The 23,232-nt window shown below is 56.6% G+C and carries 21 protein-coding genes and 1 tRNA gene; 9 read left to right on the top strand and 13 right to left on the bottom strand.

Features of this window, described 5'->3' with window-relative positions; translation table 11 throughout:
- Positions 1–33: 33 nt before the first annotated feature.
- Together ACZ5D1_RS07240 and ispG are read right to left on the bottom strand one after the other, a co-directional pair.
- Complete coding sequence (locus tag ACZ5D1_RS07240; RefSeq protein WP_464556392.1) at positions 34–1,758, bottom strand: proline--tRNA ligase; 1,725 nt, start codon at positions 1,756–1,758, stop codon at positions 34–36.
- A 9-nt stretch (positions 1,759–1,767) separates the two neighbouring features.
- Entirely contained in the window at positions 1,768–2,847 is a 1,080-nt protein-coding gene (gene ispG, locus ACZ5D1_RS07235; RefSeq protein ID WP_011368098.1) for a flavodoxin-dependent (E)-4-hydroxy-3-methylbut-2-enyl-diphosphate synthase, read from the bottom strand.
- A gap of 184 nt (positions 2,848–3,031) precedes the next feature.
- Between ispG and ACZ5D1_RS07230 the strand changes: the two genes are divergently transcribed.
- The 7 genes from ACZ5D1_RS07230 (at position 3,032) to ACZ5D1_RS07200 (ending at position 8,107) form a co-directional block, all read left to right on the top strand.
- Positions 3,032–4,069, top strand: coding sequence for a metal ABC transporter solute-binding protein, Zn/Mn family (locus ACZ5D1_RS07230; RefSeq protein ID WP_464556390.1), 1,038 nt, complete (start codon positions 3,032–3,034; stop codon positions 4,067–4,069).
- A gap of 1 nt (position 4,070) precedes the next feature.
- A complete protein-coding gene (locus ACZ5D1_RS07225) occupies positions 4,071–4,886 on the top strand; it encodes a metal ABC transporter ATP-binding protein (protein ID WP_464556388.1) in 816 nt (271 codons plus the stop codon).
- Positions 4,879–5,700 (top strand): metal ABC transporter permease, encoded by an 822-nt coding sequence (locus ACZ5D1_RS07220; protein WP_011368101.1) that lies wholly within the window; start codon positions 4,879–4,881, stop codon positions 5,698–5,700. Before ACZ5D1_RS07225 ends, ACZ5D1_RS07220 begins: the two co-directional genes overlap by 8 nt.
- A 9-nt stretch (positions 5,701–5,709) precedes the next feature.
- A complete protein-coding gene (locus tag ACZ5D1_RS07215; protein ID WP_011368102.1) occupies positions 5,710–6,162 on the top strand; it encodes a Fur family transcriptional regulator in 453 nt (150 codons plus the stop codon).
- Between the two features lie 167 nt (positions 6,163–6,329).
- Complete coding sequence (locus ACZ5D1_RS07210; protein WP_464556385.1) at positions 6,330–7,172, top strand: FlgO family outer membrane protein; 843 nt, start codon at positions 6,330–6,332, stop codon at positions 7,170–7,172.
- A 10-nt stretch (positions 7,173–7,182) separates the two neighbouring features.
- A complete protein-coding gene (locus ACZ5D1_RS07205; RefSeq protein ID WP_011368104.1) occupies positions 7,183–7,488 on the top strand; it encodes a hypothetical protein in 306 nt (101 codons plus the stop codon).
- A 22-nt stretch (positions 7,489–7,510) separates the two neighbouring features.
- Complete coding sequence (locus tag ACZ5D1_RS07200; protein ID WP_464556383.1) at positions 7,511–8,107, top strand: FlgO family outer membrane protein; 597 nt, start codon at positions 7,511–7,513, stop codon at positions 8,105–8,107.
- A gap of 64 nt (positions 8,108–8,171) precedes the next feature.
- On the opposite strand, the gene ACZ5D1_RS07195 is transcribed toward ACZ5D1_RS07200, so the two are convergent.
- From ACZ5D1_RS07195 to tig, 8 genes are all read right to left on the bottom strand, one after another.
- Positions 8,172–9,488: a TRAP transporter large permease gene (locus ACZ5D1_RS07195; RefSeq protein WP_464556537.1), complete on the bottom strand. Its 1,317-nt coding sequence runs from the start codon at positions 9,486–9,488 to the stop codon at positions 8,172–8,174.
- Entirely contained in the window at positions 9,488–9,967 is a 480-nt protein-coding gene (locus ACZ5D1_RS07190) for a TRAP transporter small permease (RefSeq protein WP_027181174.1), read from the bottom strand. Before ACZ5D1_RS07190 ends, ACZ5D1_RS07195 begins: the two co-directional genes overlap by 1 nt.
- 75 nt (positions 9,968–10,042) lie before the next feature.
- Entirely contained in the window at positions 10,043–11,056 is a 1,014-nt protein-coding gene (locus ACZ5D1_RS07185; RefSeq protein ID WP_464556381.1) for a TRAP transporter substrate-binding protein, read from the bottom strand.
- 1 nt (position 11,057) lies between these two features.
- Positions 11,058–11,690, bottom strand: coding sequence for a TetR/AcrR family transcriptional regulator (locus tag ACZ5D1_RS07180; protein WP_464556379.1), 633 nt, complete (start codon positions 11,688–11,690; stop codon positions 11,058–11,060).
- A gap of 149 nt (positions 11,691–11,839) precedes the next feature.
- Positions 11,840–14,299, bottom strand: a complete 2,460-nt coding sequence (gene lon / locus ACZ5D1_RS07175) for an endopeptidase La (protein WP_011368110.1) — start codon at positions 14,297–14,299, stop codon at positions 11,840–11,842.
- Positions 14,300–14,464: 165 nt separating this feature from the next.
- Positions 14,465–15,718 (bottom strand): ATP-dependent Clp protease ATP-binding subunit ClpX, encoded by a 1,254-nt coding sequence (clpX, locus tag ACZ5D1_RS07170; protein ID WP_011368111.1) that lies wholly within the window; start codon positions 15,716–15,718, stop codon positions 14,465–14,467.
- Between the two features lie 12 nt (positions 15,719–15,730).
- Positions 15,731–16,333 carry an ATP-dependent Clp endopeptidase proteolytic subunit ClpP gene (gene clpP / locus ACZ5D1_RS07165; RefSeq protein WP_011368112.1) on the bottom strand — a complete coding sequence of 201 codons (603 nt, stop codon included), beginning with the start codon at positions 16,331–16,333 and terminating at the stop codon, positions 15,731–15,733.
- Positions 16,334–16,676: 343 nt separating this feature from the next.
- Positions 16,677–17,993, bottom strand: a complete 1,317-nt coding sequence (gene tig / locus ACZ5D1_RS07160; protein ID WP_011368113.1) for a trigger factor — start codon at positions 17,991–17,993, stop codon at positions 16,677–16,679.
- A 351-nt stretch (positions 17,994–18,344) separates the two neighbouring features.
- Here tig and ACZ5D1_RS07155 point away from each other — a divergent pair, with 351 nt between their 5' ends.
- Both ACZ5D1_RS07155 and ACZ5D1_RS07150 read left to right on the top strand, forming a co-directional pair.
- Positions 18,345–19,697: an ISNCY family transposase gene (locus ACZ5D1_RS07155; protein ID WP_011366651.1), complete on the top strand. Its 1,353-nt coding sequence runs from the start codon at positions 18,345–18,347 to the stop codon at positions 19,695–19,697.
- Positions 19,698–20,006: 309 nt separating this feature from the next.
- Positions 20,007–20,276 (top strand): hypothetical protein, encoded by a 270-nt coding sequence (locus ACZ5D1_RS07150; protein ID WP_011368114.1) that lies wholly within the window; start codon positions 20,007–20,009, stop codon positions 20,274–20,276.
- 327 nt (positions 20,277–20,603) lie between these two features.
- On the opposite strand, the gene ACZ5D1_RS07145 is transcribed toward ACZ5D1_RS07150, so the two are convergent.
- From ACZ5D1_RS07145 to ACZ5D1_RS07135, 3 genes are all read right to left on the bottom strand, one after another.
- A tRNA-Leu gene (locus tag ACZ5D1_RS07145) sits at positions 20,604–20,688 on the bottom strand.
- Positions 20,689–20,785: 97 nt separating this feature from the next.
- Positions 20,786–21,838 carry a selenide, water dikinase SelD gene (selD, locus tag ACZ5D1_RS07140; protein ID WP_464556376.1) on the bottom strand — a complete coding sequence of 351 codons (1,053 nt, stop codon included), beginning with the start codon at positions 21,836–21,838 and terminating at the stop codon, positions 20,786–20,788.
- Between the two features lie 25 nt (positions 21,839–21,863).
- On the bottom strand, positions 21,864–22,757 hold the full coding sequence (locus ACZ5D1_RS07135) for a selenium metabolism-associated LysR family transcriptional regulator (protein WP_027181176.1): 894 nt from the start codon (positions 22,755–22,757) through the stop codon (positions 21,864–21,866).
- Positions 22,758–23,232: the final 475 nt, after the last annotated feature.

Raw genomic sequence — 23,232 nt, 5'->3', positions numbered from 1 at the left:
CAAGGGGGACACGGGCGGCAGACTGTCAGCGTATTACAGACCCCAGCCCTGCAGAACCTGCCTGCGCCATGCGGCAAAAGCCTGCGCAAACCCGTCCACGGACAGTTCCGTTTTTTCTCCGGTACGGCGGTCCTTGGCCTCCACAATGCCTCTGGCAAGGCCTTTTCCGCCAACAACCAGCTGCATGGGAACACCTATCAGGTCAGCATCCTTGAACTTGACCCCGGGACGCTCATTACGGTCGTCCATCAGCACATCGCATCCGGCTGCCTGCACTGCCCCGTACAGCTCGTCCACTCTGGCGTTCACATCATCGTTCTTGCCGTCCAGATTAAGCAGCAGCACCTCAAAGGGGGCAATGGGGGGCGGAAAAACAATGCCGTTCTCGTCACTGTTCTGTTCAATACAGGCGGCCACCACACGGGAAACGCCTATGCCGTAGCACCCCATCAGCATGACCTGTTCCTTGCCGTTCTCGTCAAGGAACTTGCAGCCCATGGCCTCGCTGTATTTTGTGCCCAGCTTGAAAACGTGGCCCACTTCAATACCGCGGGTAAGCTCCAGCGTGCCGGAACACCGCGGGCAGGGATCCTTTTCCGTAATCATGCGCAGGTCGGCATATCCCGAAAGGCGGGTGTCGCGTTTCAGGCTTACATGCCGCAGGTGCGTGTCTGCCTTGTTGGCACCGGTTATCCAGTCCGTGGCAAGCCGCAGCTCATTATCGGCAAACAGGCGTTTCACGCCCAGCCCCACAGGGCCGGCAAATCCCACCGGTGCGCCGGTCCATTCCCTGACCTGTTCAGGAGAGGCCAGCTCCAGAGTATCGGCACGCAGCAGGTTTTTCAGTTTGGCCTCGTTAAGCTCGCGGTCACCGCGCACCAAAGCGGCAACAGGCTCGCCGTCGGCCACATACAGCAGGGTTTTGATCAGCGCTGCGGCAGGCACATTCATGAACTCGCACACTTCTTCCACCGTGTGCCGGTCAGGAGTATGCACCTCTTCCACACCGGCAACGGGGGCATCGCATTCATCCAGCGTGCACACTACTTCCGCACGTTCGACGTTGGCGGAATAATCACAGTCGTGGCAGAATGCTATAGTGTCTTCGCCTGTTTCGGCCAGCACCATGAACTCATGCGAAAAACTGCCGCCTATGGAACCGGAATCCGCTTCCACTGCGCGGAATTTCAGCCCCATACGGCTGAAAATTTTCATATAGGCTTCGTACATGGCACGGTAGCTGAGATCCAGCCCCTGTGCGTCCCGGTCAAAGGAGTACGCATCCTTCATCATAAATTCACGGCCGCGCATCAGCCCGAAACGCGGGCGGATCTCGTCGCGGAACTTGGTCTGGATCTGATACAGATTCAGAGGCAACTGCCGGTACGAACGCACCTCACCCCGCACAAGGTCGGTAATGACCTCTTCGTGCGTGGGCCCAAGGCAGTAATCGCGGCCGTGCCGGTCTGAAATACGCAGCAGTTCTTTGCCGTAAAAATCCCAGCGGCCGCTCTCCTGCCACAGGTCGGCAGGCTGCACCATGGGCATAAGCAGTTCCTGTGCTCCGGCGCTGTTCATCTCCTGACGCACGATGGACGCCGCCTTTTCGATAGAGCGCAGCCCCAGCGGCAGATAAATATAAATCCCCGAAGTAAGCTTGCGGATCATTCCCGCACGGATCAGCAGCTTGTGGCTTACCACTTCCGCATCGGCAGGGGCTTCTTTAAGGGTGGGAATATAAAAATTGCTCCAGCGCATTGTTGTTTTTTACCGTCCTTGACGTTCAGCCAAAAATTTATCCAGTTCTTCATTAAAAGCAGCCAGCAGGTTGGAACCGCCTTTCACGGTCCGGATAACCTCGCCGTGGCGAAAAATGATACCCTTGTCACGGCCGCCGGCAATACCGATATCCGCTTCCCGTGCTTCACCCGGACCGTTGACCACACAGCCCATGACTGCCACTTTGAAACTCTGGGTTTCGTTCTGCAGCCTGCGTTCAATCTCTCCGGCCAGCGAAATGAGATCAATTTCGGTACGGCCGCAGGTAGGACAGGATATGATTTCCGGTCCGCGGAAACGCAGCCCCAGCGAACGCAGAATTTCCCATGCCACAGCCATTTCGGCCACGGGATCTTCCGTCAGCGAAACCCGCAAAGTATCACCTATGCCCTGCCACAGCAATATGCCTATGCCCACCGACGACTTGACAGAGCCGCGCAGCATGGTGCCCGCTTCTGTCACGCCGATATGCAAAGGATATTCACACTGCTGCCCGAGCAGCCGGTAGGCCGTTACAGTATCCGTTACGGAAGAGGATTTGAGCGAAATCTTGATGTTGTCAAAATTGCGGTCTTCCAGCATCCGCACATGGCGCAAAGCGCTTTCCACCATGGCCTCCGGCGTGGGACCGCAGTATTTTTCCACCAGATCGCGCTCCAGCGAACCGCCGTTCACTCCCACACGGATGACGGAACCGTGGGCCTTGGCAGCATCCACCACCTTGTCCACGTTTTTCTGACCGCCGATGTTGCCCGGATTGATGCGCAGGGCGTCCACGCCTGCCTCCAGAGCGGAAACAGCGAGACGATGGTCAAAATGAATGTCCGCCACCAACGGCACCGTGACCTGATCTTTGATCGGCCTGATAGCCCATGCAGCATCATCATTAAGCACAGCCACGCGGACAATCTCGCAGCCGGCTTCGGCAAGGCTGTTGATCTGTTCCACGGTCTGCTCGACGTCACGCGTATCGGTGTTGGTCATGCTCTGGACAACTACGGGATTATCTCCGCCGATACGCACGTTTCCAATGGTTACTTCGCGCGATTTTCTGCGTGCAATGGTCATGTAAAGCATCCTTATTGGCTCGGTTACGGATGCAGGCTTCATACTGCATTTCCACAGGCAAGCCAAGCATCGGGGCGGACAGGACGCATTTTATCCGCAGGGATGCGTTGACAGAAAGCCTGTGCAGCCACATACTATGCAACTGAGTTGCATTCTCATAACCCTATCACCGGCAGGAGTCAGTATGAACCGCCTGTTTCAGTACGCCGCAACGGCGTTTATAACATTGTTCACGGGGCTTATGCCCCTTGGCGGCACCGCAGCCGCGGCCGACGTTTCCGTGGCTGTCAGCATCATTCCGCAAAAATATCTTATCGAAAAAATCGCAGGAGACACAGCCGATGTCTCGGTGATGGTGCTTCCGGGTGCCAGTCCGGCAACATATGAGCCCCGCCCCGCTCAGCTCGCCGCCCTTGCCGGAGCCGATCTCTACTTTTCCATCGGGGTTCCTTTTGAATCGGCATGGCTTGAGCGCATTCTTTCGGCCAGCAAAGCCATGACACCGGTTGCCATGGATAACGGCATTACCAAACTGCCCATGGCGGAACACCATCACGAAGACGACCGTCATGCCCACAATGCGCACAGCCACGACGAAGACGGTCACCATGACCACGAGGAACACGGACACCACGAAACGGAACACAGCGACCATGCCGGAATTGCCCCGCATGAACACGGACATGACGAGCACGGGCATGACGAGCACGGGCACGAACACGAAGGAGGCAGCGATCCCCATGTATGGCTTTCGCCTGCCAATATGAAAGTAATGGCACGCACCGCGACAGAAGCTCTCATCAGAACAACGCCTCAGCATGCGCAGCTCTACCGTGCCAATCTGGCTGCTTTTGAGCAGGAAGCCGATGCACTCGACACGAAACTGCGCGCCATTTTCGCCTCCACTCCGTCAGACAGAAGAGCCTTCATGGTTTTCCACCCTTCGTGGGGATATTTTGCCGCCGATTACGGGCTGCACCAGATTCCCATCGAACTGCAGGGCAAGGAACCGAGCCCCCGCACCTTGCGTGAACTCATAGAGACAGCGCAGGAAAAAAATATCCGCGTCGTTTTCGCTGCACCGCAGTTTTCTCAGAAAAGTGCGGCTGTCATCGCCCGCAGCATAGGCGGTACCGTAGTCACGGCAGACCCGCTGGCTGCAGACTGGGCTGACAACCTCATCAGTGTGGCAGAAGCTTTTGCAGCCTCATTCGGTAACTGAAATGACGCAACCTGTCATAGATGTGAACGCTGTCAGCTTCAGCTACGACAGCCGCACAGCTTACGGCGACCGGGGACTGGCACTGGACAACGTTTCGCTGCGTGTGGACGAGGGCGAGTATCTTGCGGTGCTCGGCCCCAACGGCGGCGGCAAGACCACACTGTTCAAGCTGTTGCTGGGGCTGCTGAAACCCACAGCAGGAACAGTGCGCCTGTTCGGCGAAGAGCCGCGGGAAGTACTGCACAAGGTCGGCTATGTACCGCAAAGTATCACGGCGAAGCCCTCTTTTCCTGCCAGTGCGCTTGATGTGGTGCTGATGGGGCTTGCCAACCGTGACGGAAAAGGGCTGTTCGGCAGGTGGCGACATACCCCTGCCGAACGGCAGAAAGCCATGCAGTGCATGGAGACCGTCGGGCTGGAGCATCTTGCGGCCAGCCGCTTTTCAGACCTGTCAGGCGGACAGCGCCAGCGGGTGCTTGTGGCGCGGGCGCTGGTTTCCGACCCGCTCCTTCTGCTGCTGGATGAGCCCACTTCCAACATCGACCCGCAAGGCAAGTTCTGTTTCTACGAGTTTCTGGCAGAGCTGCGCGGCCCCATGACCATTGTTGTGGTCAGTCACGATCTGTCCATTGCCGGTTCCGCGTTCAGTGCCGTGGCACTTGTCAACAGAACGCTGAGGTACAATGCGGGGCCCGCATTGACTGCCGAGATGCTGACCATGCTCTACGGCACTCACGATAAAACCTGCCCCATGGGCACATTCATCAACTCCGTTTCGACCATCTTTCCCACGCTGCCGGAGAAAAAACATGATTGAAGCCCTTTCATATGACTTTATGCAGCACGCTTTGCTGGCGGCCCTGCTGGCCAGCATCGCCTGCGGCATCATAGGCACGCTGGTGGTGGTCAACCGGCTGGTTTTTCTGGCCGGCGGAGTCGCCCATGCGGCATACGGCGGTGTCGGACTGGCTTTTTATTTCGGGCTGCCCGTACTGCCGTGCACCCTCGGATTCTCTGTGGCCACCTCGCTGATCATGGCCGACATAGCCCGACGCGACAGACAACGGGCCGATGCCGCCATAGGAGTTCTATGGGCTGCCGGCATGGCTGCCGGCATTATCCTGCTGGACCTCACCCCCGGATATAACGTGGATCTCATGAGCTATCTTTTCGGCAGCATCATGGCGGTTCCCGCCGGAGACCTGTGGCTTATGGCGGGGCTGGATGCGGTCATCGTGAGCGCCGTAGCCTATTTTTACCAGCCGCTGCTGGTGGCATCGTTTGACGAAGAATACGCAGCCGCGCGGGGTGTTCCGGCCAGACTCCTGTACCTGCTGCTCATCGCCATGGCGGCAGTCACCGTGGTCATGCTCATCCGCATTGCGGGGCTTATTCTTGTCATCGCGCTGCTTACGCTGCCCACTTTCGCCGCGGCGCGCACCGCGCGCACCATGGGCGGCATGATGTTTGCCTCCACGCTGTGGAGCATGGTGTTCTGCCTGTGCGGTCTGTGGCTTTCGTACATGTTCAATCTGACATCCGGCGCGGCCATCATAGCCGCCGGAGTGGCTTGCGTCTGCGTCACAGCTGCGGCCTCGCGGCTGCGCAGAGCGCGCACCGCCGCACTGTAGGATGGCATAATGACAGACAACCATCATACCGCCGGCGCTGAACAGTGCCTTTTGACGGCAGGGCTGGAAGCCACCCCCAACCGTCTGGCCGCACTGCGCGCCCTGCACGGCATGGGATATGCCGCAAGCGCGCAGGAGGTGCTGGAAGCCCTGCCGGCAGGAACCATGGACAGAGTTACCCTGTACCGCACGCTGGATACGCTGGCGGCACGGGGAGTTATCAGCAAAACAAGCGCCGCCGACAGGTCGTTCCGCTACTGCAGCACACCGGAAAACGGTATAACGCCCCACTGCCACTTCTATTGCCGCAAGTGCGGCAGAATGCATTGCCTTGCTCCCGCACCGCTGGAACAGTGGGCCATGCGCACAGCCGCAGAACATAATGTAGACGTGCAGCGCATCGAAATACGGCTGGACGGGCTGTGCGCCGCCTGCTCCAAAAGACAGACTGACCATTCCTGACATACAAAGGCCCCCCGCGGGCCTTTGTTTCTTTATGACCTCCGCATTTTCTGCACCGGCATATCCGGATGCTCTCTGCACTTAAGAAATACCGCCAGCTGCCGATATGCTTATCGGATGCTACTAATTCGCCGCAGGGAAGCGGCAGAAGTATACGGAGGACATGGATGTCAATCCTGAAAAATACACTGCTGGCATGCGCCATGGCGGGAGTGCTGACGACAGCGCCCGCAGCGCTGGCCGAAGACGTGCAGCACGGCACCGGCATGGAAGGCTTTAATACCGGCACGGCGTTGCGGGTGCAGAATCCGCAGGGCGACCACACGCTGGTACAGGGCGGCAGAACCACCCTGCGCACCGTGCACGGGCTGCCCCGCGGAGTTGTGGTGTCCGACGGCAACAACGGTCTTGTGCACATCACCGAAGACCGTGCCGTGCAGCCGCCTTCGCCTGAATACGACGACGCCCGTGAGCTCAAACTGAAAATACGAGAACTGGCGGATCAGCTGCTGGAAGGCAAGGCGGAAAAAGCGCTGAAAGGCGTTGCCGCACTGCCTGCTTCTTTTGTCAATCAGGACAATTTCGAGCAGAGCTCATCCTTTGGCAGATATATTGCCGAACAGCTGTTCTACGAATTCAACCAGCGGGGCTTTCCCGTACGGGAATACCGGCTTCAGCAAGGCATAGCCACACGCCGAGCCGAAGGGGAATTCATTCTCTCGCGCGGCAATCAGGTCATCGCGGCTTCTCCCGCCGCCAATATTTATCTGACAGGCACATACTACCGCGACAGATACAGTGTATTCGTCAACGCGCGGCTTATCAGAGCGTCCGACGGCCTTGTGCTGCGCACGGGACAGCTGGTGTTTCCGGTAACCGGTGTCACCAGACGCATGCTGGCATCCACGGATGTAAAGCTGGAATCCACCTATGTCGGCATGCAGGATTTTGAAATAATGACCCGCGCCACTGATCTGACAAGTATCGACCTTGGCGACGACATTCATTAACGGAGCAGCCATGCGCAACAGCAAAGTCGCAATCATCATGGCCCTGTGCACGGGTGCCGTCCTGCTGACGGCAGGGTGCTCCACCATGCCGGAACAGGCCCCGCCCCCTCCTCCGCCCGCACAGGTGGTGGTGGAATATGATTCACAGGCACTGGGCAGCTACCGGCAGGCGCGCCTTTTTATGGAACAGGGGCGCTACGAACTGGCACGGGAACAGTACCTTGTGGCACTCTCTCTTGCCCGCAATGAAGACCTGCGTGAACGCCTGCAGCATGAACTGCAGGCAGCCGACCGCATGGTACGCAGCATGCGCTGAAATCAGCGCGGGAGATACGGACATGCATGTCAGAACATATTCATTTCATATAGCCGTCGGCCTGCTGATGCTGGCGCTGCTGCTTCCTCTTGCCGCAGCCGCCCAAAGTCTGCCCCAGGCAGCTGACGCCGTGGCGCGCAGCATAGACAGCCAGCTGGCCGAACGTCTGGGCCTGTTTGAAACCCCCGTCAAAGGATACTCACTGATAGTGACCACCCCTGTGGATATAAACGATTTTGAAGCAGCCAACCCGCTGGCACGCCAGATGAGTGAAGAACTGGCGGCATGGTTCGCTCAGGCCGGTTACAAGGTGCAGGAAATCCGCAAAAGCCGCGGCGTGATGTTTGCACCGCGCAAAGGCGAAATAATGCTTACCCGCAAACAGCGGCTGCTTGCCAACGAAAACCTGCGCACCACCCTCATGCTGAGCGGAACCTACACGCGCACCCCGAAGCATGTCCGGTTCAACATACGACTGCTGCATGCCCCCAGCAACGAGGTGCTGGCCATGGCCAGCGGCACGCTGCCGCTTACCCGGGAGCTGCGTTCGCTGCTGGATTCGGGCCACATGTACCGCGCCACAGGATATTCACCCAGTGTAGGCACCTCGCTGCGTTGACAACCGGCCGTACAAAAACAGACCGCCCCGTGATGCCACGGGGCGGTTTTTTGCTGTACCGTTCTCAATACATCAGCGATGGCAACAGGGTGACAATCTGCGGAAAGCAAAGCAGCAGGGCAATGCCCGCAATCACCGCCACAAGAAAAGGCAGAACCCCCTTAAACACACTCTCGAGAGCTATACCGCCCGGAACAACCTGCTGGGCAATGCCGTACACAACATAAACATTTATACCCACCGGCGGAGTGATGACCCCCATTTCAGTTACCAGCACAATGATGATGCCGAACCAGACAGGGTCGTACCCCAGATTGAGCACCAGCGGATAGAACACCGGTATGGTCAGCATGACCAGCGCCAGTGAATCCATAAAGCAGCCGCCCACAAAGTACACGGCCACCACAAGTCCCATAACGGCAAAGGCCGGCAGATCAAAACCACCTACCCAGCCGGCAATGTCAAAAGGAATACGGGTCACGGCAAGAAATTTGCCGAACACGGTGGCACCGGCTATCAGCAGCATGACCATGCATGATGTGCGCAGGGTCTCATCCACGGCTTTGACAAAACCCCGCCATCCCAGATGCCCTCTGGATACGGCAAGCACAAACACCCCGAGCACGCCGATGGAAGCAGCCTCCGTGGGGGTGAACCAGCCGTAGAACATGCCGCCGATGACAAGCGCAAAAACAAGCAGAGTGTCCACCAGCCCCATAAGTGAACGCAGACGGCAACGCCATGACGAACGCCGGCCTGCCGGTCCGTGCTTCGGGTACAGCAGGCACTGCACCGCAACCGCCGCGATAAAAAGCAAGGTAAGCAGCAAGGCGGGCAGAATACCGGCCACGAACAGAGCGCCTATGGACTGCTCTGTGAGCACTCCGTAAACCAGCAGAACAACACTGGGCGGCATGATCATGCCCAGCCCGCCGCCGGAAGCCACGGCGCCGGCGGCCAGTTCGTCCGAATATCCGAAGCGCTTCATCTCGGGCAGGCCCACTGTGGCCATGGTGGCCGCCGTGGCCGGACTGGATCCGCAGACAGCGCCGAATGCCGTACAGGCGGAAACCGTGGCCATGGCCAGCCCGCCGCGCACATGGCCCAAAAAACAATACGCGGTGTCATAAAGCCGCCGGCTTATACCCGCGTTGAAAGCAATCTGCCCCATGAGAATGAACAAAGGGATGGTGCTCAGCTCGTGCGAGGCAAACGTGGAATATACCGACCGCCCCAGCATGTTCAGCCCGCCGGTGACGCTGGTAAGCATACTGAACCCGACAACCCCCACCAGCAGCATGGCATAAGCCACCGGCATGCGCAGCATGAAAAGCACCATCATGGCAGCAATGCCGCAAATACCCGCAATCGTGGGATCCATCATGCTTCTCCCCGTACGGCCCGCAGCACGTCGCACACCAGATGCAGCGCGAACACAACAACGCCCAGCCCCACCAGAGCGACTACCAGATATTCCGGCAGTTCCAGATTCATGGACAGTACGCCGGAACGGCGCATGGAAACGGCATAATCGAAAAGACGCCATGCCAGAACACTGAACAGCGCCAGACAGACTGCATCGACCAGCAACCTGATCACCCGCCGCACTTTCCGGCCGTACCGTCTGATAAAAATCTCCACCGCGATATGACTTTGCATCCTGTGCGCATACGGCAGTGAAAAGCCCGCCGTCAGCGCCGCCAGAAAGGCCACAAGCTCTTCTGTACCGAAAAGCGGCGAAGCAAAGGCCCTGCCTGCCACATCCGCAGCAGTAACCAGCACCATACCGCACAGGGAGCATCCTGCACCCGCCCGCATCAGGTTCTCTGTCCCCGACAGCATACCATCAAGCCATTTCACTTCTGTTTCCTCTTACGGACAAACAGGCACGGGATATCCCGTGCCTGTAATCACTGTTCAAGTAAGACACCGGCTTCAACGGCCGCTTGCAAGCTCATTGCGGATAAACTCCACCACGCCCTCTGCATCCACACCACGCTTTGCGGCCTGCCGCACATACTCCTGAACCACCGGCTCGACAGCCTGTTTCCAGCGTGCCATCTCGGCCTCTTCCAGCGTGATGAAGCTGTTGCCCTGCGCTGCAAAAAACGCCCTGCCTTCTGCGTCGCTCTCGTCCCACGCCGCACCATGGCGCGGTGCCCACTCGCGGCTTATCCGGGTGATGGTCTCCTGCACCTCACCGGGCAGAGATTCCCACCGGTCTTTATTCATCACCACAAAAAACGTTGTCGTATACGCCACGGGCACGGCCTCCGTGCAGTAATCAACAACTTCCGCCATTTTCCAGCCTTTGTTTGTTTCGGCAGGATACATGCCGCCGTCAACCACGCCGCGCTGAATGGACTGATATGATTCAGGCATCGACATGGCCACGGGCGTCCCGCCCAGTGCTTTGACCACACTGGCGGAATTTCCTGTGGCACGCAGCTTCAAGCCCTGCATATCTTCCAGCGAGCGCACCGCCTTTTGCCGCGTATGCAGCAGCCCGGGACCATGGGCATGAAAATACAGCACATGCACGTCCTGCAGTTCGCGCGGCACAAAGTGACTGTACACGCTGTTTGCAACCCGTGTGGCCTGCGCCCCGCTGGTATACCCCAGCGGCAGGTCCACGGCTTCCATAAGCGGAAAACGTCCTCTGGAATACGCCAGCGCGGAGAGCCCGATGTCAGAAATCCCCTGCACCACGCCGTCGTAGGCCTGCCTTGCCCCTGTCAGGGTTCCGGCAGGATAAAAATCAATGACGACAGCGCCTGCTGTTCTTTTTTCAACTTCCCGCGCCCACTCTTCCGCCAGTACGGACTGCACATGCGAGGGCGGAAAAAAGCTGCTGTATGTCAGCCTGTACGTCTGCCCCAGACATACAGAAGCAAAGCCGGACACTCCAAGCAAGACCGCACATACGGCCAGTAACATCAGACGTTTCACACTACCCTCCCGAACTGCTTTCTGTCGCGGTTGCCGGTTCCTGTTCAGAACCGTCCTTAAGCGCCAGGGCCAGAGCCCGCGCCGCCAGACGAACATCACGGGTCTGCAGCGTACCTGTGCCCAGAATGCTGTGAATAAGAAATCCCTCAAACAACGCGGTGTTAAGAGCACCCATTTTTTCCGCAGGATACCCCTGTGGCACATAGCCGCCCACAATATCGGCAAACATGGCGTCCGAAAGGCGGTATATGCGTTTAGCCAGCTCTGCCTTCAACCGTTCATCGCGTGAAGCGTGAATGGTGAATTCCAGAAAAACCCTCGACCAGTTGCGGTCGTCCACTATGCTGTCCAGAAAATCCCAGACAGCATCCAGCGCTTCTTCCAGCGAACGCGCGCTTTGCAGGCGCTCCGCCCTGCGGGCCCTGTAGGCAGCCAGCTTCTGCTCGATAAGCTGCAGGATCAGTTCGTCTTTACCCGCCCAGTGGCGGTAAAAGCTTCCTTTGGCGTAACCTGCCCGGGTAGTTATTTCTGCTATGGTTGTGGCAAAAAAACCTTTTTCTTCAAAAAGACGCTGCGCCGCGTCCAGCAGCTCGGTCTGGGTCTGCTGTGTTTTTTCCTGCTGTCTGCGTCTCATGGCACACCCTTGTGACCAGTGTTTACTTTGTGACCGATGGTCACTTTTTACGGTAACTACTCTTCTCGTAACGCAAAGTCAACGCACGTCATAAAAGAAACGCCCCGCTTTTCAGCGGGGCGTTTGATACAGTGCGCAAAAGCCTTCGGCTACTGCGGAGTGGAAGCCGGAACCTCCGCCCCTTTTCTCAAAGAACAGGAAAGCGGGGTATGGCCTTCCATACCGTTGAATATGGCATCGGCTTCCGCCAGCAGTGCATGGGGCAGCACATCATCCACATGATCAACAGGAACCACGGTAAGACCTTTCAGAATTTCATCAGGCACTTCCTTCAGATCCTTTTCGTTATCACGGGGAATGAGCACTTTTGTAATGTGCCCGCGGTGCGCAGCCAGCAGTTTTTCACGCAGTCCGCCGATGGGCAGCACCCTGCCCCGCAGCGTTATTTCACCGGTCATGGCCAGTTCGTCGCTTACCGGTACGCCCAGCAGCGCAGATACAAGCGACGTGGCAAGCGTGATACCCGCCGAAGGGCCGTCCTTGGGCGTGGCGCCCTCGGGAACGTGCACATGAATGTCTATTTCCTTATGAAAATCAGGACGCAGACCGAACATGTCGGAACGCGAGCGCACATAGGAAAGAGCCGCCTTGGCAGATTCCGTCATCACATCACCCAGCTTTCCGGTGATGGATACCTTGCCTGTTCCGGGCATGATGGCAGTTTCCACCAGCAGCAGTTCTCCGCCAAGCTCCGTCCATGCCAGCCCTGTGGAAACCCCGACCTGCGGCTGGTTTTCCTTTTCTCCGTACCGGTACTTTTTGACCCCGAGAAACGTTCCCAGATTCTGTCTGGAAACAGTCACTGCTCGGTCCATGTCATCTTTTTCCACAAGCTGCATGGCTGACTTGCGGCAGATGGTGGCGATTTCGCGCTCAAGGTTACGTACACCTGCTTCACGCGTGTAGGAACGGATAATGTCGAGCAGGGCATTGTCTGAAAGCCGGACATTTTCCGGTTTCAGGCCATGCTGCTCTATCTGCTTGGGCAGCAGAAAATCGCGTGCGATACGGCGCTTTTCCGTTTCTAGATAGCCGGGCAGCCGGATTATCTCCATGCGGTCCTGCAGCGGCAGCGGGATGGAATGCAGGCTGTTGGCCGTGGTTATAAAAAAGATCTGCGAAAGGTCGTAGTCCAGATCAAGATAATGGTCGCCAAACGTGCCGTTCTGCTCGGGGTCAAGCACTTCCAGCAGAGCCGAAGAAGGATCACCACGGAAGTCGGTGCTCATCTTGTCTATTTCGTCAAGGCAGAAAAGCGGGTTGTTGAACTTTACCCGCTTGAGCGACTGCAGAATCTTTCCGGGCAGTGCCCCCACATATGTACGGCGGTGCCCTCTGATTTCGGCTTCGTCACGCACGCCGCCCAGCGAAAGCCGCACAAACTCCCGTCCTGTGGCCGTGGCCACCGAACGGGCAAGCGATGTCTTGCCCACGCCGGGAGGCCCGACAAGACACAAAATAGGGCCTTTCAGCTTTTTCACAAGCTTTTGCACAGCCAGATATTCCAGAATACGCTCTTTGGGCTTTTCCAGACCGTAATGGTCATTATCCAGCGTGCGGCGGGCTTCTTCTATGTCGATGGTCGTTTCTTTCAGCGCATTCCAGGGAAGATCGATTATCCAGTCCACATAGTTGCGCACCACGGTGTATTCCGCGGAAGAAGGCGGCATCTGGCGCAGCTTTTTAAGTTCGCGTAAGGCTTTTTCACGCGCCTCATCAGGCATATCCTTGGCTTTGAGCTGCTCTTCAAGGTCGTTCACTTCGGCCTGCGGGTCGTCTTCGCGCCCCATTTCCTTGTGAATGGCCTTTATCTGTTCGTTCAGGTAGTACTCGCGCTGGTTGCGCTCCATCTGATTTTTCACACGGTTTTTGATGCGCTTTTCCATGGACGATATGGCAATCTCGCCCTGCAACATTTCAAACACGGCTTCCAGACGGCTAGCGGGGTCGGTGTTTTCCAGCACTTCCTGCTTTTTACGATACTCCACCTTAAGGTGCGGCATGACGGCATCTGCCAGTTTGCCGGGCGATGTCAGCGACAGAATGGCTGCCAGAGCCTCCTGCGCAAGCTTTTTGTTGGTCTTGCTGTATTCTTCCAGAGCCTCATGTGTGGCCCGCACCAAAGCATCCGCTTCAGGACCGGCATCGCCGTCGTCATCCAGCGGGTCCACCGTAACAACAGGGTACGCGGAATCACCAGATTCCACAGAAAGTTCGCCGCCTGTCCAGCGGGCGCGGTACAGACCTTCAAAAAGCACCTTTATGGTGCCGTCGGGCAAGCGGAGAATCTGAAGAATCTTACTGACGGTTCCCACAGGAAACACATCCTCGGGACCGGGCTTTTCCAGTTCAGGCTCGCGCTGCGCCACCAGAAAAATAGTCTTGCCATAATGCTCTATGGCGCTGTCGATGGCCTTGATAGACGCTTCACGTCCCACAAAAAGAGGAACGATGGAGCGCGGAAACATGACCACCTCTCGCAGAGACATAAGCGGAAGCTGGATTCCCTCAGGGTTTCCTGCGGAAAATTCTGCATCAAAATCTGTCATTTACTCCTCCTGAAGAAGGTCAACGTCCGGCACGTTGAAAAAGAAAGGGACGTCAGACCAAAAGCTAACGCCCCTGTCGGAATTGTCAATTCTCCGGCAGGCGTTTCCCTTTCGGGAACCCGGCCGGCGGGAGCCGTCGGAACGATGATTCCCGTCTGGCGGGCATCAGGTTCCGGTTTTGGCTTCCGTCTGGTACAGGAAAATAGGCTCCTTGCCTTCTTCGACCACCGCGGTGTTGATGACACACTCTTTAACGCCGGTCATGGAAGGCAGATTGAACATAATTTCAAGCATGACGGACTCAAGCACGTTGCGCAGCCCGCGGGCGCCGGTTTTGCGTTCTATGGCCTGACGGGCCACCGCGCGCAGTGCATTGCTGGTAAAGCGCAGCTTCACGTGATCCAGCTCGAACAACTTCTGGTACTGGCGCACCAGGGCATTTTTCGGCTCCTGCAGAATGCGCACAAGGTCATCTTCCGCAAGTTCATTCACATGCGTAATGACCGGAATACGACCGATGAATTCGGGAATAAGCCCGAACTTGACCAGATCGTTGGGATGCACGTTGCCAAGCAGGTCGGAAAGCGGGGTCTCCTTTTTCGAGGCTACCTTGACGCCAAAGCCCATGGCACCGCCATGCATCCGCTGCTCGATTATCTTGTCCAGCCCGATAAATGCCCCGCCCATGATGAACAGGATATTTGACGTATCAAGCCGGATGAATTCCTGCTGGGGATGCTTGCGCCCCCCCTTGGGCGGAATATTGGCTTCGGTGCCTTCGATGATTTTAAGCAGCGCCTGCTGCACGCCTTCGCCGGAAACATCGCGGGTGATGGAAGGACCGTCGCCCTTGCGGGAGATTTTGTCGATTTCATCAATATACACGATACCCTTGGAAGCGGCTTCGATGTCATAATCGGCATTCTGCAGCAGCTGCACCAGAATGTTTTCAACATCTTCGCCCACGTATCCGGCCTCTGTCAGAGTGGTGGCGTCGGCTATGGCAAACGGCACGTTAAGCACACGGGCCAGAGTTTTAGCCAGCAGGGTTTTACCGCTGCCCGAAGACCCTACAAGCAGGATGTTGCTTTTTTCCAGTTCCACTTCATCAGAAAGTGTTTCTGCAAAAAACACGCGCTTGTAGTGGTTGTGCACAGCAACTGACAGAATTTTCTTGGCCGTATGCTGGCCTATGACATACTCATCCAGCCTGGCCTTGATTTCCGCAGGGCTGAGCAGCTTGCCCGCATCCACTGATTCCTGCACATGCTCCTGCGCAATGATCTCATTGCACAGCTCTACGCATGCATCGCAAATATAAACATCAGGCCCTGAAATCAGGCGCTTTACGCTGTCCGGCCCTTTCTGGCAGAACGAGCATCTGGGCTCCTGTGCAGACCCGTCATTTTTTCTATCCATTAGCCCTTCCTGTTATTTGCCGTCTTTTTCCACATCTTTGCGCGATGTGAGAATACGGTCAATGATACCGAAGTTCTTTGCATTTTCAGGCCCCATGAAATAATCGCGATCGGTATGCTCAACAATTTTTTCAAGAGGCTGCCCCGTGTGACGGGACAGAATTTCGTTCAGTCTGTCCTTCAGACGCAGAATTTCCCGAGCCTGAATATCAATGTCTGTGGCCTGCCCCTGAGCACCGCCCATAGGCTGATGAATCATGATGCGGCTGTTGGGCAGCGCAAACCGCATGCCGGGCTGGCCTGCGGCCAGCAGAAAAGCCCCCATGCTGGCGGCCTGCCCCATGCACAACGTGGCCACAGGCGCGGAAATGTACTGCATGGTGTCGTATATGGCCAGCCCCGCTGTCACCACTCCGCCGGGCGAATTGATGTACAGATAAATTTCCTTTTCAGGGTTTTCCGATTCCAGAAACAACAGCTGGGCGCAGATAAGTGAAGCAACATTGTCATCCACGGGGGTGCCCAGCAGAATGATACGGTCTTTCAGCAGTCTGGAATAAATATCGTAGGCCCGTTCGGCACGGCCCGTCGACTCAATAACCATGGGGATGGGCATGATATGATAACTCCTGGGTGATGATGCGGCTGTTGCCCGTAAGCGAACGGCGGGACATCGGGATTTGTATGTATGTTCAAGTCAAAAAGACGGCAGGTCATACACGCCGCCGTGCATCCGCGTAAAAAAAGCGGATTATGGCGCTTTTTGCAACCTTCACTCTGCAGCGGCGGACACATCTGCATAGTAGCAGAAAGCGTGCCGACTGCTCAAGTGTGCTGGCGGCTCAAGACAATCGTTATCACGCGACGGGCCGCAGTCAATAGCGCCTGCCGCATTTTAGACAAAAACAGGGGAAGTGCGGTGCACTTCCCCTGCAAAACAACAACAGATACAGCAGAAACTATTCAGCGGCTTCGGCTGCTTCTTTCTTTGCGGGAACTTCTTTGATGGCCGCTTTTTCGTAGATGGCTTCCATGGCTTTGTCAGCCAGCATGCGGTCACGCAGGTTAAAAATCATGTTGGTACGGGTGTAGTGTTCCTTCATGGTCTGGAAATCCTGACCGCTGCGCATGGCAATCTGCTGCAGCTGACGATCCACTTCCTGCTCGGAAACAGTTACGCCTTCCTTCTGGGCTGCCTTTACCAGAAAAATCTGGGTACGGGCAATGTGCTCTGCCTCGGGGCGCACTTCGTCGCGCAGCTCTTCAGGAGACTTGCCCAGAGACTCAAGGCTTTTGCCCTGACGTTCAAGACGGTCTTTCTTTTCGGCAAGCAGGCTGTCCATGTACATTTCCAGCATGGATTCAGGTACAGGGAAGTCCAGCGTCTTCAGCAGGCTGTCCACCATGGTCTTCTGGGCCTGAGCCTTGCACAGCTGAGTGCGGCTTTCCAGATAGGACTGTTCCACGGTTTCACGCATTTTATCAAAAGACTCGAAGCCGCCGGCCTTTTTGGCCAGTTCGTCATCAAGTTCGGGCAGCTTGCGTTCTTTCACGGCGTGCACGGTCACTTTCATGGTGACGGTCTTGCCTGCAAACTCGGGGTTGATGAAATCTTCGGGGAAGGTGACATCGCCTTCGGTTGCTTCGCCGGGCACGGCGCGCTTCACCAGCTCTTCAAAATCGACCAGCGCCTGATTGCCGCCCAGATTCAGTTCAAAATTATCTGCGGCCACACCGGCAATGGGCTCACCGTTTTCATAAGCGGCAAAATCCAGCACGGCAATCTCGCCGTCTTTGGCGGGACGGTGTTCTGCCACGGTAACCACGTCGGCAAGGTTGGTACGAATGCGCTCCAGCACGGCGTTGACTTCGTTTTCGTCAACCTCGGGCTTTTCCTGCTCAACTTCCATGCCGTCATAATCAGGCATTTCAAACACGGGCATCACTTCAAAAGAAATGGTGTAGACAAATTCCTTGTCACGTTCCAGCTGCCCGCCATCAAAATCGATGCGCGAAGCAGGCTGGGTGTCGAGCGAACCCACAACTTCGTTGATATGCACGTTCACCAGATCCTGAGTGGCTTCGTTGTATACTTCCTTACGGAAGCGTCCTTCGATGATGCTGGCAGGCACTTTACCCTTGCGGAAACCGGAAAGGTTCACACTGGTCTGGTACACGGCGATGGTGGCAGCCAGAGCGGCATTCACTTCTTCAACGGGCACTGTGATAGTAATTTTCTTTTTAACCGGCGAAAGGTCTTCGACATTATATTCCATGGGTTCGCTCCTTACACGCCAGAGGCGTCTGTGCTGGCTCAGGGTCTCCGGCTTTCCGGCGGACGCCCGGCGGGATTTTTAACGGCATGGTCCGCTGAGGGACACGACATGATATACCGCTTGAATATTCACCTGAAAAAGCGGCAACCGCTCTTTCTTTCAATACAGATGGCATACCAGCGGCATCATGCAGAGACTCGCTGGTAAAGGCATCGTTTCGATACAAAAAATGTACGGATGCAAATCGGGTTTTGCTACGCGTAATTTATGCCGGAGTCAATCCCTGCGGGCACGCCTGTTACCGGACAATGATATTGTCACCCCTGTCTGGGACAATAGAAATGTCATCCCATGAAGACACGTGGTGACGTACTCATGAAGGCAGAGGAAGCGCGGCGAGCGTTTGTGATCAAGCAGGCAGTGGCCGGAGCGTTCACGGTTCGGGAGGCGGGAGAAGTCCTTGGTTTGAGCTACCGGCAGGTGATTCGACTGAAAAATCGGTATCGTAAGGAGGGAGCCGTGGGCCTTGTCCACAAAGGACGGGGCAAAGCGTCGAATCGGAGAATTGCCCAGGAAATCCGTAAGTTCGTTGCCGAGAAGGCGAAAAGTGACTTTGAAGGGGCGAGCTGTCAGCATATGGAAGAACTTTTCGCTTCCAGGTACGGGCTTGAGCTCAGCGCCAAAAGTATCGGCAGGATACTCAAGGAACAGGGCGTGGCGTGTGCGCATCGTCACCGAAGTCCGAAGGGGCGCAGATGCCGGGAGCGGAGCCGTCGGAGGGGAGATTTGGTGCAGATGGACGCATCTCCGTTTGATTGGCTCGGGGACGGCGTTATGCGCTCGCTGCATGGAGCCATCGACGACGCCACCGGAGAGGTCGTGGGGCTTTGGATAGAGAAAAACGAATGTTTGTCGGGCTACTTGCGTGTTCTGAGACAGATGCTTGAGCGCCACGGCGTCCCCCGGGCGATCTACGCGGATCGGCATACGATCTTCGTTTCCCCGAAGACGGGCAAGCTGACGATCGAAGAGGAGCTCCAAGGCAAAGTCGCGCCCCAGACCCAGTTTGGCCGCGTGCTGGAGACCTTGGGGGTGCGCTTCATTGCTGCCCGGTCGCCGCAGGCCAAGGGACGCATCGAGCGACTGTGGAGGACGCTGCAGAGCCGTCTCGTGATTGCTTTTCGCTTGGCAGGGATCCGTACCGTGGAGGCGGCGAACGACTTTCTGGGCACGTATGCGGAGCAGATGCACAATCCCAAGTTTGCCGGAGCTCCGGCCGAAGCGCAAAACGCTTTTCTGCCTGTTGTGGAAGGAACGAATCTCGATCTGCTGCTGGCGCGCCACGAGCAGCGCAAGGCCTGTGGAGATTCCACCGTAGCTTTCGGCGGGCAGAAGTACCGTCTTCAGGATAGTCGGGGCCGCACAAGACTGCTTCGGCGCGGCAAGGCGGTCACCGTGGTCGAAAAGCTTGATGACGAGCTCATGGCGCTGGCGGACGGAGAGGCCTTTGTCCTTGTCCCCGTTGTCACGGGAAAATCTTCGGAAGAACCGGCTTCTGAGGAAAAATCGTTGGCAAGAGGGGCCCAGGAACGGGAGCAGACCTCCCCTGCGGCAGAATCCTCATGGCACTGGTATCTTCACCCTCGTGAACCCATAGCGAGGGCGATTCATAACCCCCAGGAGACAACTCCGGGGACTTGGTAGGGGAACAACAACCATTGGTGGAAACCATGACATTTTTATTGTCCCAAACCGTCCCAAAAAGGTGACATTTTCATTGGCTGTTTACATCCCTGCGGGCACGCCCCGGCCGCGACGGTCTGAGGTCCGGCACTGCGCAGAAATCAACAGGGGCATACCAGTGCCGGAGCATATGAGCTCATCGGCACCGCGCTGCAACTCATTCAAAAACTTCTACAATTACAAAAACTTGCTTTTACTGACAGGTATGCCTATAAGAATATATCATTCACATTGTCTGGCTTTTTGCACCGGACCAAACAGGAGGACGACATGAACAAGTACACGGTCATTGTGAGGCGCCATTTTTTCACCGGAACCATGGATGCAGATCAGAGATGGCAGCTTTACCGTGACTCGGACAACTCTCCCGTTTCCGGCACACGGGAAGAGGCAGAGGCTGCCATCCGCAGACTCGAATCAGCCGACTATGTATACGGCCACGGTGAATGCAGGCGCCCCGAGTACAAGGTTGTTCAGATGGAATCGCCGCTTGCACGGCGGATTATAGCCCGCGACCTGTGCGAATGTGAAGCCGTGTAGCCAGTCATCCGACTAACAGTCATCCGGCAAACAGTCATCTGCAGCCGGCACAATGAAGCCCACCCCCGTTTCCGCGCCTGCGACGGCGGGGGTGGAACTGCCCCACTCTCCCGGCGAAGCCAGCCCGGCACCGTACGACAAAGCACACGACAGCCCGTACCTGCTGCACTGCAACACCCGACCGCAGCCGACACGGACTACGGCCACCTATGCACCGAACTCCGGTCGCACAGTGCATGCACCGGACACAACCGGACGACAAAACCAAGAAAGCCCGCGCCAGCCGTAGCTCTTGCGGACTTTCCAGTACCTCTGAAGAAGTGCTTGTGGTGCGAGAGAGGAGACTCGAACTCCTACGCACAAAGGCGCTGGATCCTAAGTCCAGTGCGTCTACCAATTCCGCCACTCTCGCACAAAAAAAGAAATGTGAGATGAGCACTCACGTATCGAAGGCGCGCACCTATACCACCGCAGCAGCCGGATGGCAAGTATTGCGTATACAGCTGCCCCTACACAGCGGCCAGATGCAGGGAAGCGGACTGCCGGTCAGTCACTTCACCAATGTGGGCAACAAACTCGCCTGCATCATGCAGTCTGGAAACAGCCTCATCCAGACGGCTGCCCGGCACGGCAAGCACCAGTCCGCCGGAAGTCTGGGCATCAAAAACCAGATCAGCCGTTATTGTAGGCACACCGGCATCAATGGTGACTTTGGATTCACAGTAATGCTTATTGGCGTAGCTGCCCGCCGGAACAAGCCCCATAGAGGCCAGCTCCGCGGCACGTTCGATGACAGGAACCCGCTGCGCCCACAACCGCACTGTGCGTGAAGACGCCAGAGCCATTTCCAGCAGGTGTCCTCCGAGCCCGAAACCGGTCACGTCCGTAGCCGCTTTCAGCCGCATGGCGCGCAGTACCGAACCGGCAGCGGCATTAAGGTGCCCTGCCCACCTGAAAACCAGTTCCTCAATCTCGTCCGCACCGTCCCAGCGTGCCTTCAGTGCAGTGGCAAGCACGCCGGTGCCCAAAGGCTTTGTAAGCAACAGCTGGTCACCGGTCTGCAGTGCGGCATTGGAAGTAAAGCCGTCGGGGTCTACCACACCGGTTACGGAAAGGCCGAACTTGATCTCATCGTCTTCAACACTGTGGCCGCCGGCAAGTGAAGCCCGGGCATCACACAATGTGTCGTATCCCCCATGGATAATGGCCTGCAGAATATCCCGCGGCAAATCTTTGATGGGGAAACAAACAAGGTTCATGGCACACCACGGCTCTCCACCCATGGCGTAGACGTCTGAAAGCGCATTGGCAGCTGCTATCCTGCCGAATTTGTAGGGATCATTCACAATGGGAGTGAAAAAATCCACTGTCTGCACAAGTGCTTTTCCCGCAGGAAAATGCAGAATCGCCGCGTCCTCATTATGTTCTCTGCCAACAATCAGCCGGTCGTCATGCTGGGCGCGTCCGGGCAGAGAAGCAAGAATCTGCTCCAGGTCCCCCGGAGCTATCTTTGCTGCTCAGCCTGCAGCTTTTACTTTATCAACCAGCGTGATGCGGGACATTGAAGCTTCCTTCAGCCTGTCGTGTTCAACGGCATTTTTTTGTCAAAAACTCGATAAAATGGCGTGCCGCCGGAAACAGCTGCCGCCGTGAGTGATAAATACAGAAAAACTCGCGGCGGACATCCAGTCCGTCCACTGTAATTTCAACCAGTTCGCCGCGTGAAAGAAATTCCGCAACAGCGATGCGGGAGGTGACACTAACCCCCAGTCCGGCGCGGACACATTGAATGACAGACTGCGAGCTGTCAACACAGGCCACTGGACGAAAACTCCGGCAATCGATGCCATGCGTTCCCAACGCTGCGGAAAAAATCTTCCATGTTCCGGAACCTGCTTCGCGCACGACCCAGGGCATATCCGCCAGCGATTCGCAAGAAACACTACCGCTGCGGGGAGCAAAATCCGGTGCGCCGATAATGATAAGCTCATCATCGATAATGGGAGTAAACACGATATCCGGCTGCTGGTCATGAGCACCTACCACCCCGAGCGTAAGCTCACCTGCCCCGACTTTACGGATTATCTCGCCGGTATCTCCTGTACGCAGTTGTAACTGAACCTCAGGAAACGAACGCATATAAGCGGCCATAACCGGTGGCAACAGGTACTGGGCTGGAATGGTGCTGGCACCGACCGGAACTTCACCGGTAATGATATCCTGCAACTGGCTTATCTCCAGATGAGCAGTTTCAAGGCTGGCAAACGCGGTCATTGCATGCCGGTACAGGATTTCTCCGGCAGGCGTAGGCAAAACACCGCGGCCCATTCTGTCCAGCAGCCTGACATCCAGTTCCTTTTCCAGCGCAGAAACATGTGCGCTGATGGTGGGCTGAGACAAAAAAAGCTCATCGCCGGCTCGTGAAAAGCTGCGCAACTCATACACCTTGCAAAATGCTTCTAGCCTTCTGAAATCAATCATGTCTATGCAGTACATCGGCAAGACGGATAACGCAAGAGCATTGGGCCAATTGGGCTTTACACACATTACTGGCGCACAAAAAAATACCGGCCGCGCGCGCACCTGCAAGCCGGACATACGAGAGCTGAAGCAGGCTATCTCCCCGTAGACAAATATTCCGCACGGCCTATGCGTCTGCGCCACTCCAAAAAGTTCTGTTTGCTGCGAACGACATTACGGTAAATACAAGATGAAAAAGCAGGCTGGCTATTACGAAAAAGCGCAATGCGTAACGCCGAGTGAGGGGCTGGCCTTCAGCCATCATCTGCGGGCGAACATCTTTTGCAGAAAAATCCCGGAACCACAGAAACAACCTATTAAGCGTATGTAGTGCAAAACAGCAAAGTTTGCCGAAGGCCCGAGAGGTTACGACAAAGCAATGAAGCGCAACCGCACTGCAGAAACGTGCCACAACTGCAACGGGCTGTAGATTAAG

The organism is Oleidesulfovibrio vietnamensis (assembly GCF_055388115.1).
Note: the sequence above shows the minus strand (reverse complement) of the source record. Positions and strands in the feature narration are given on the sequence as shown.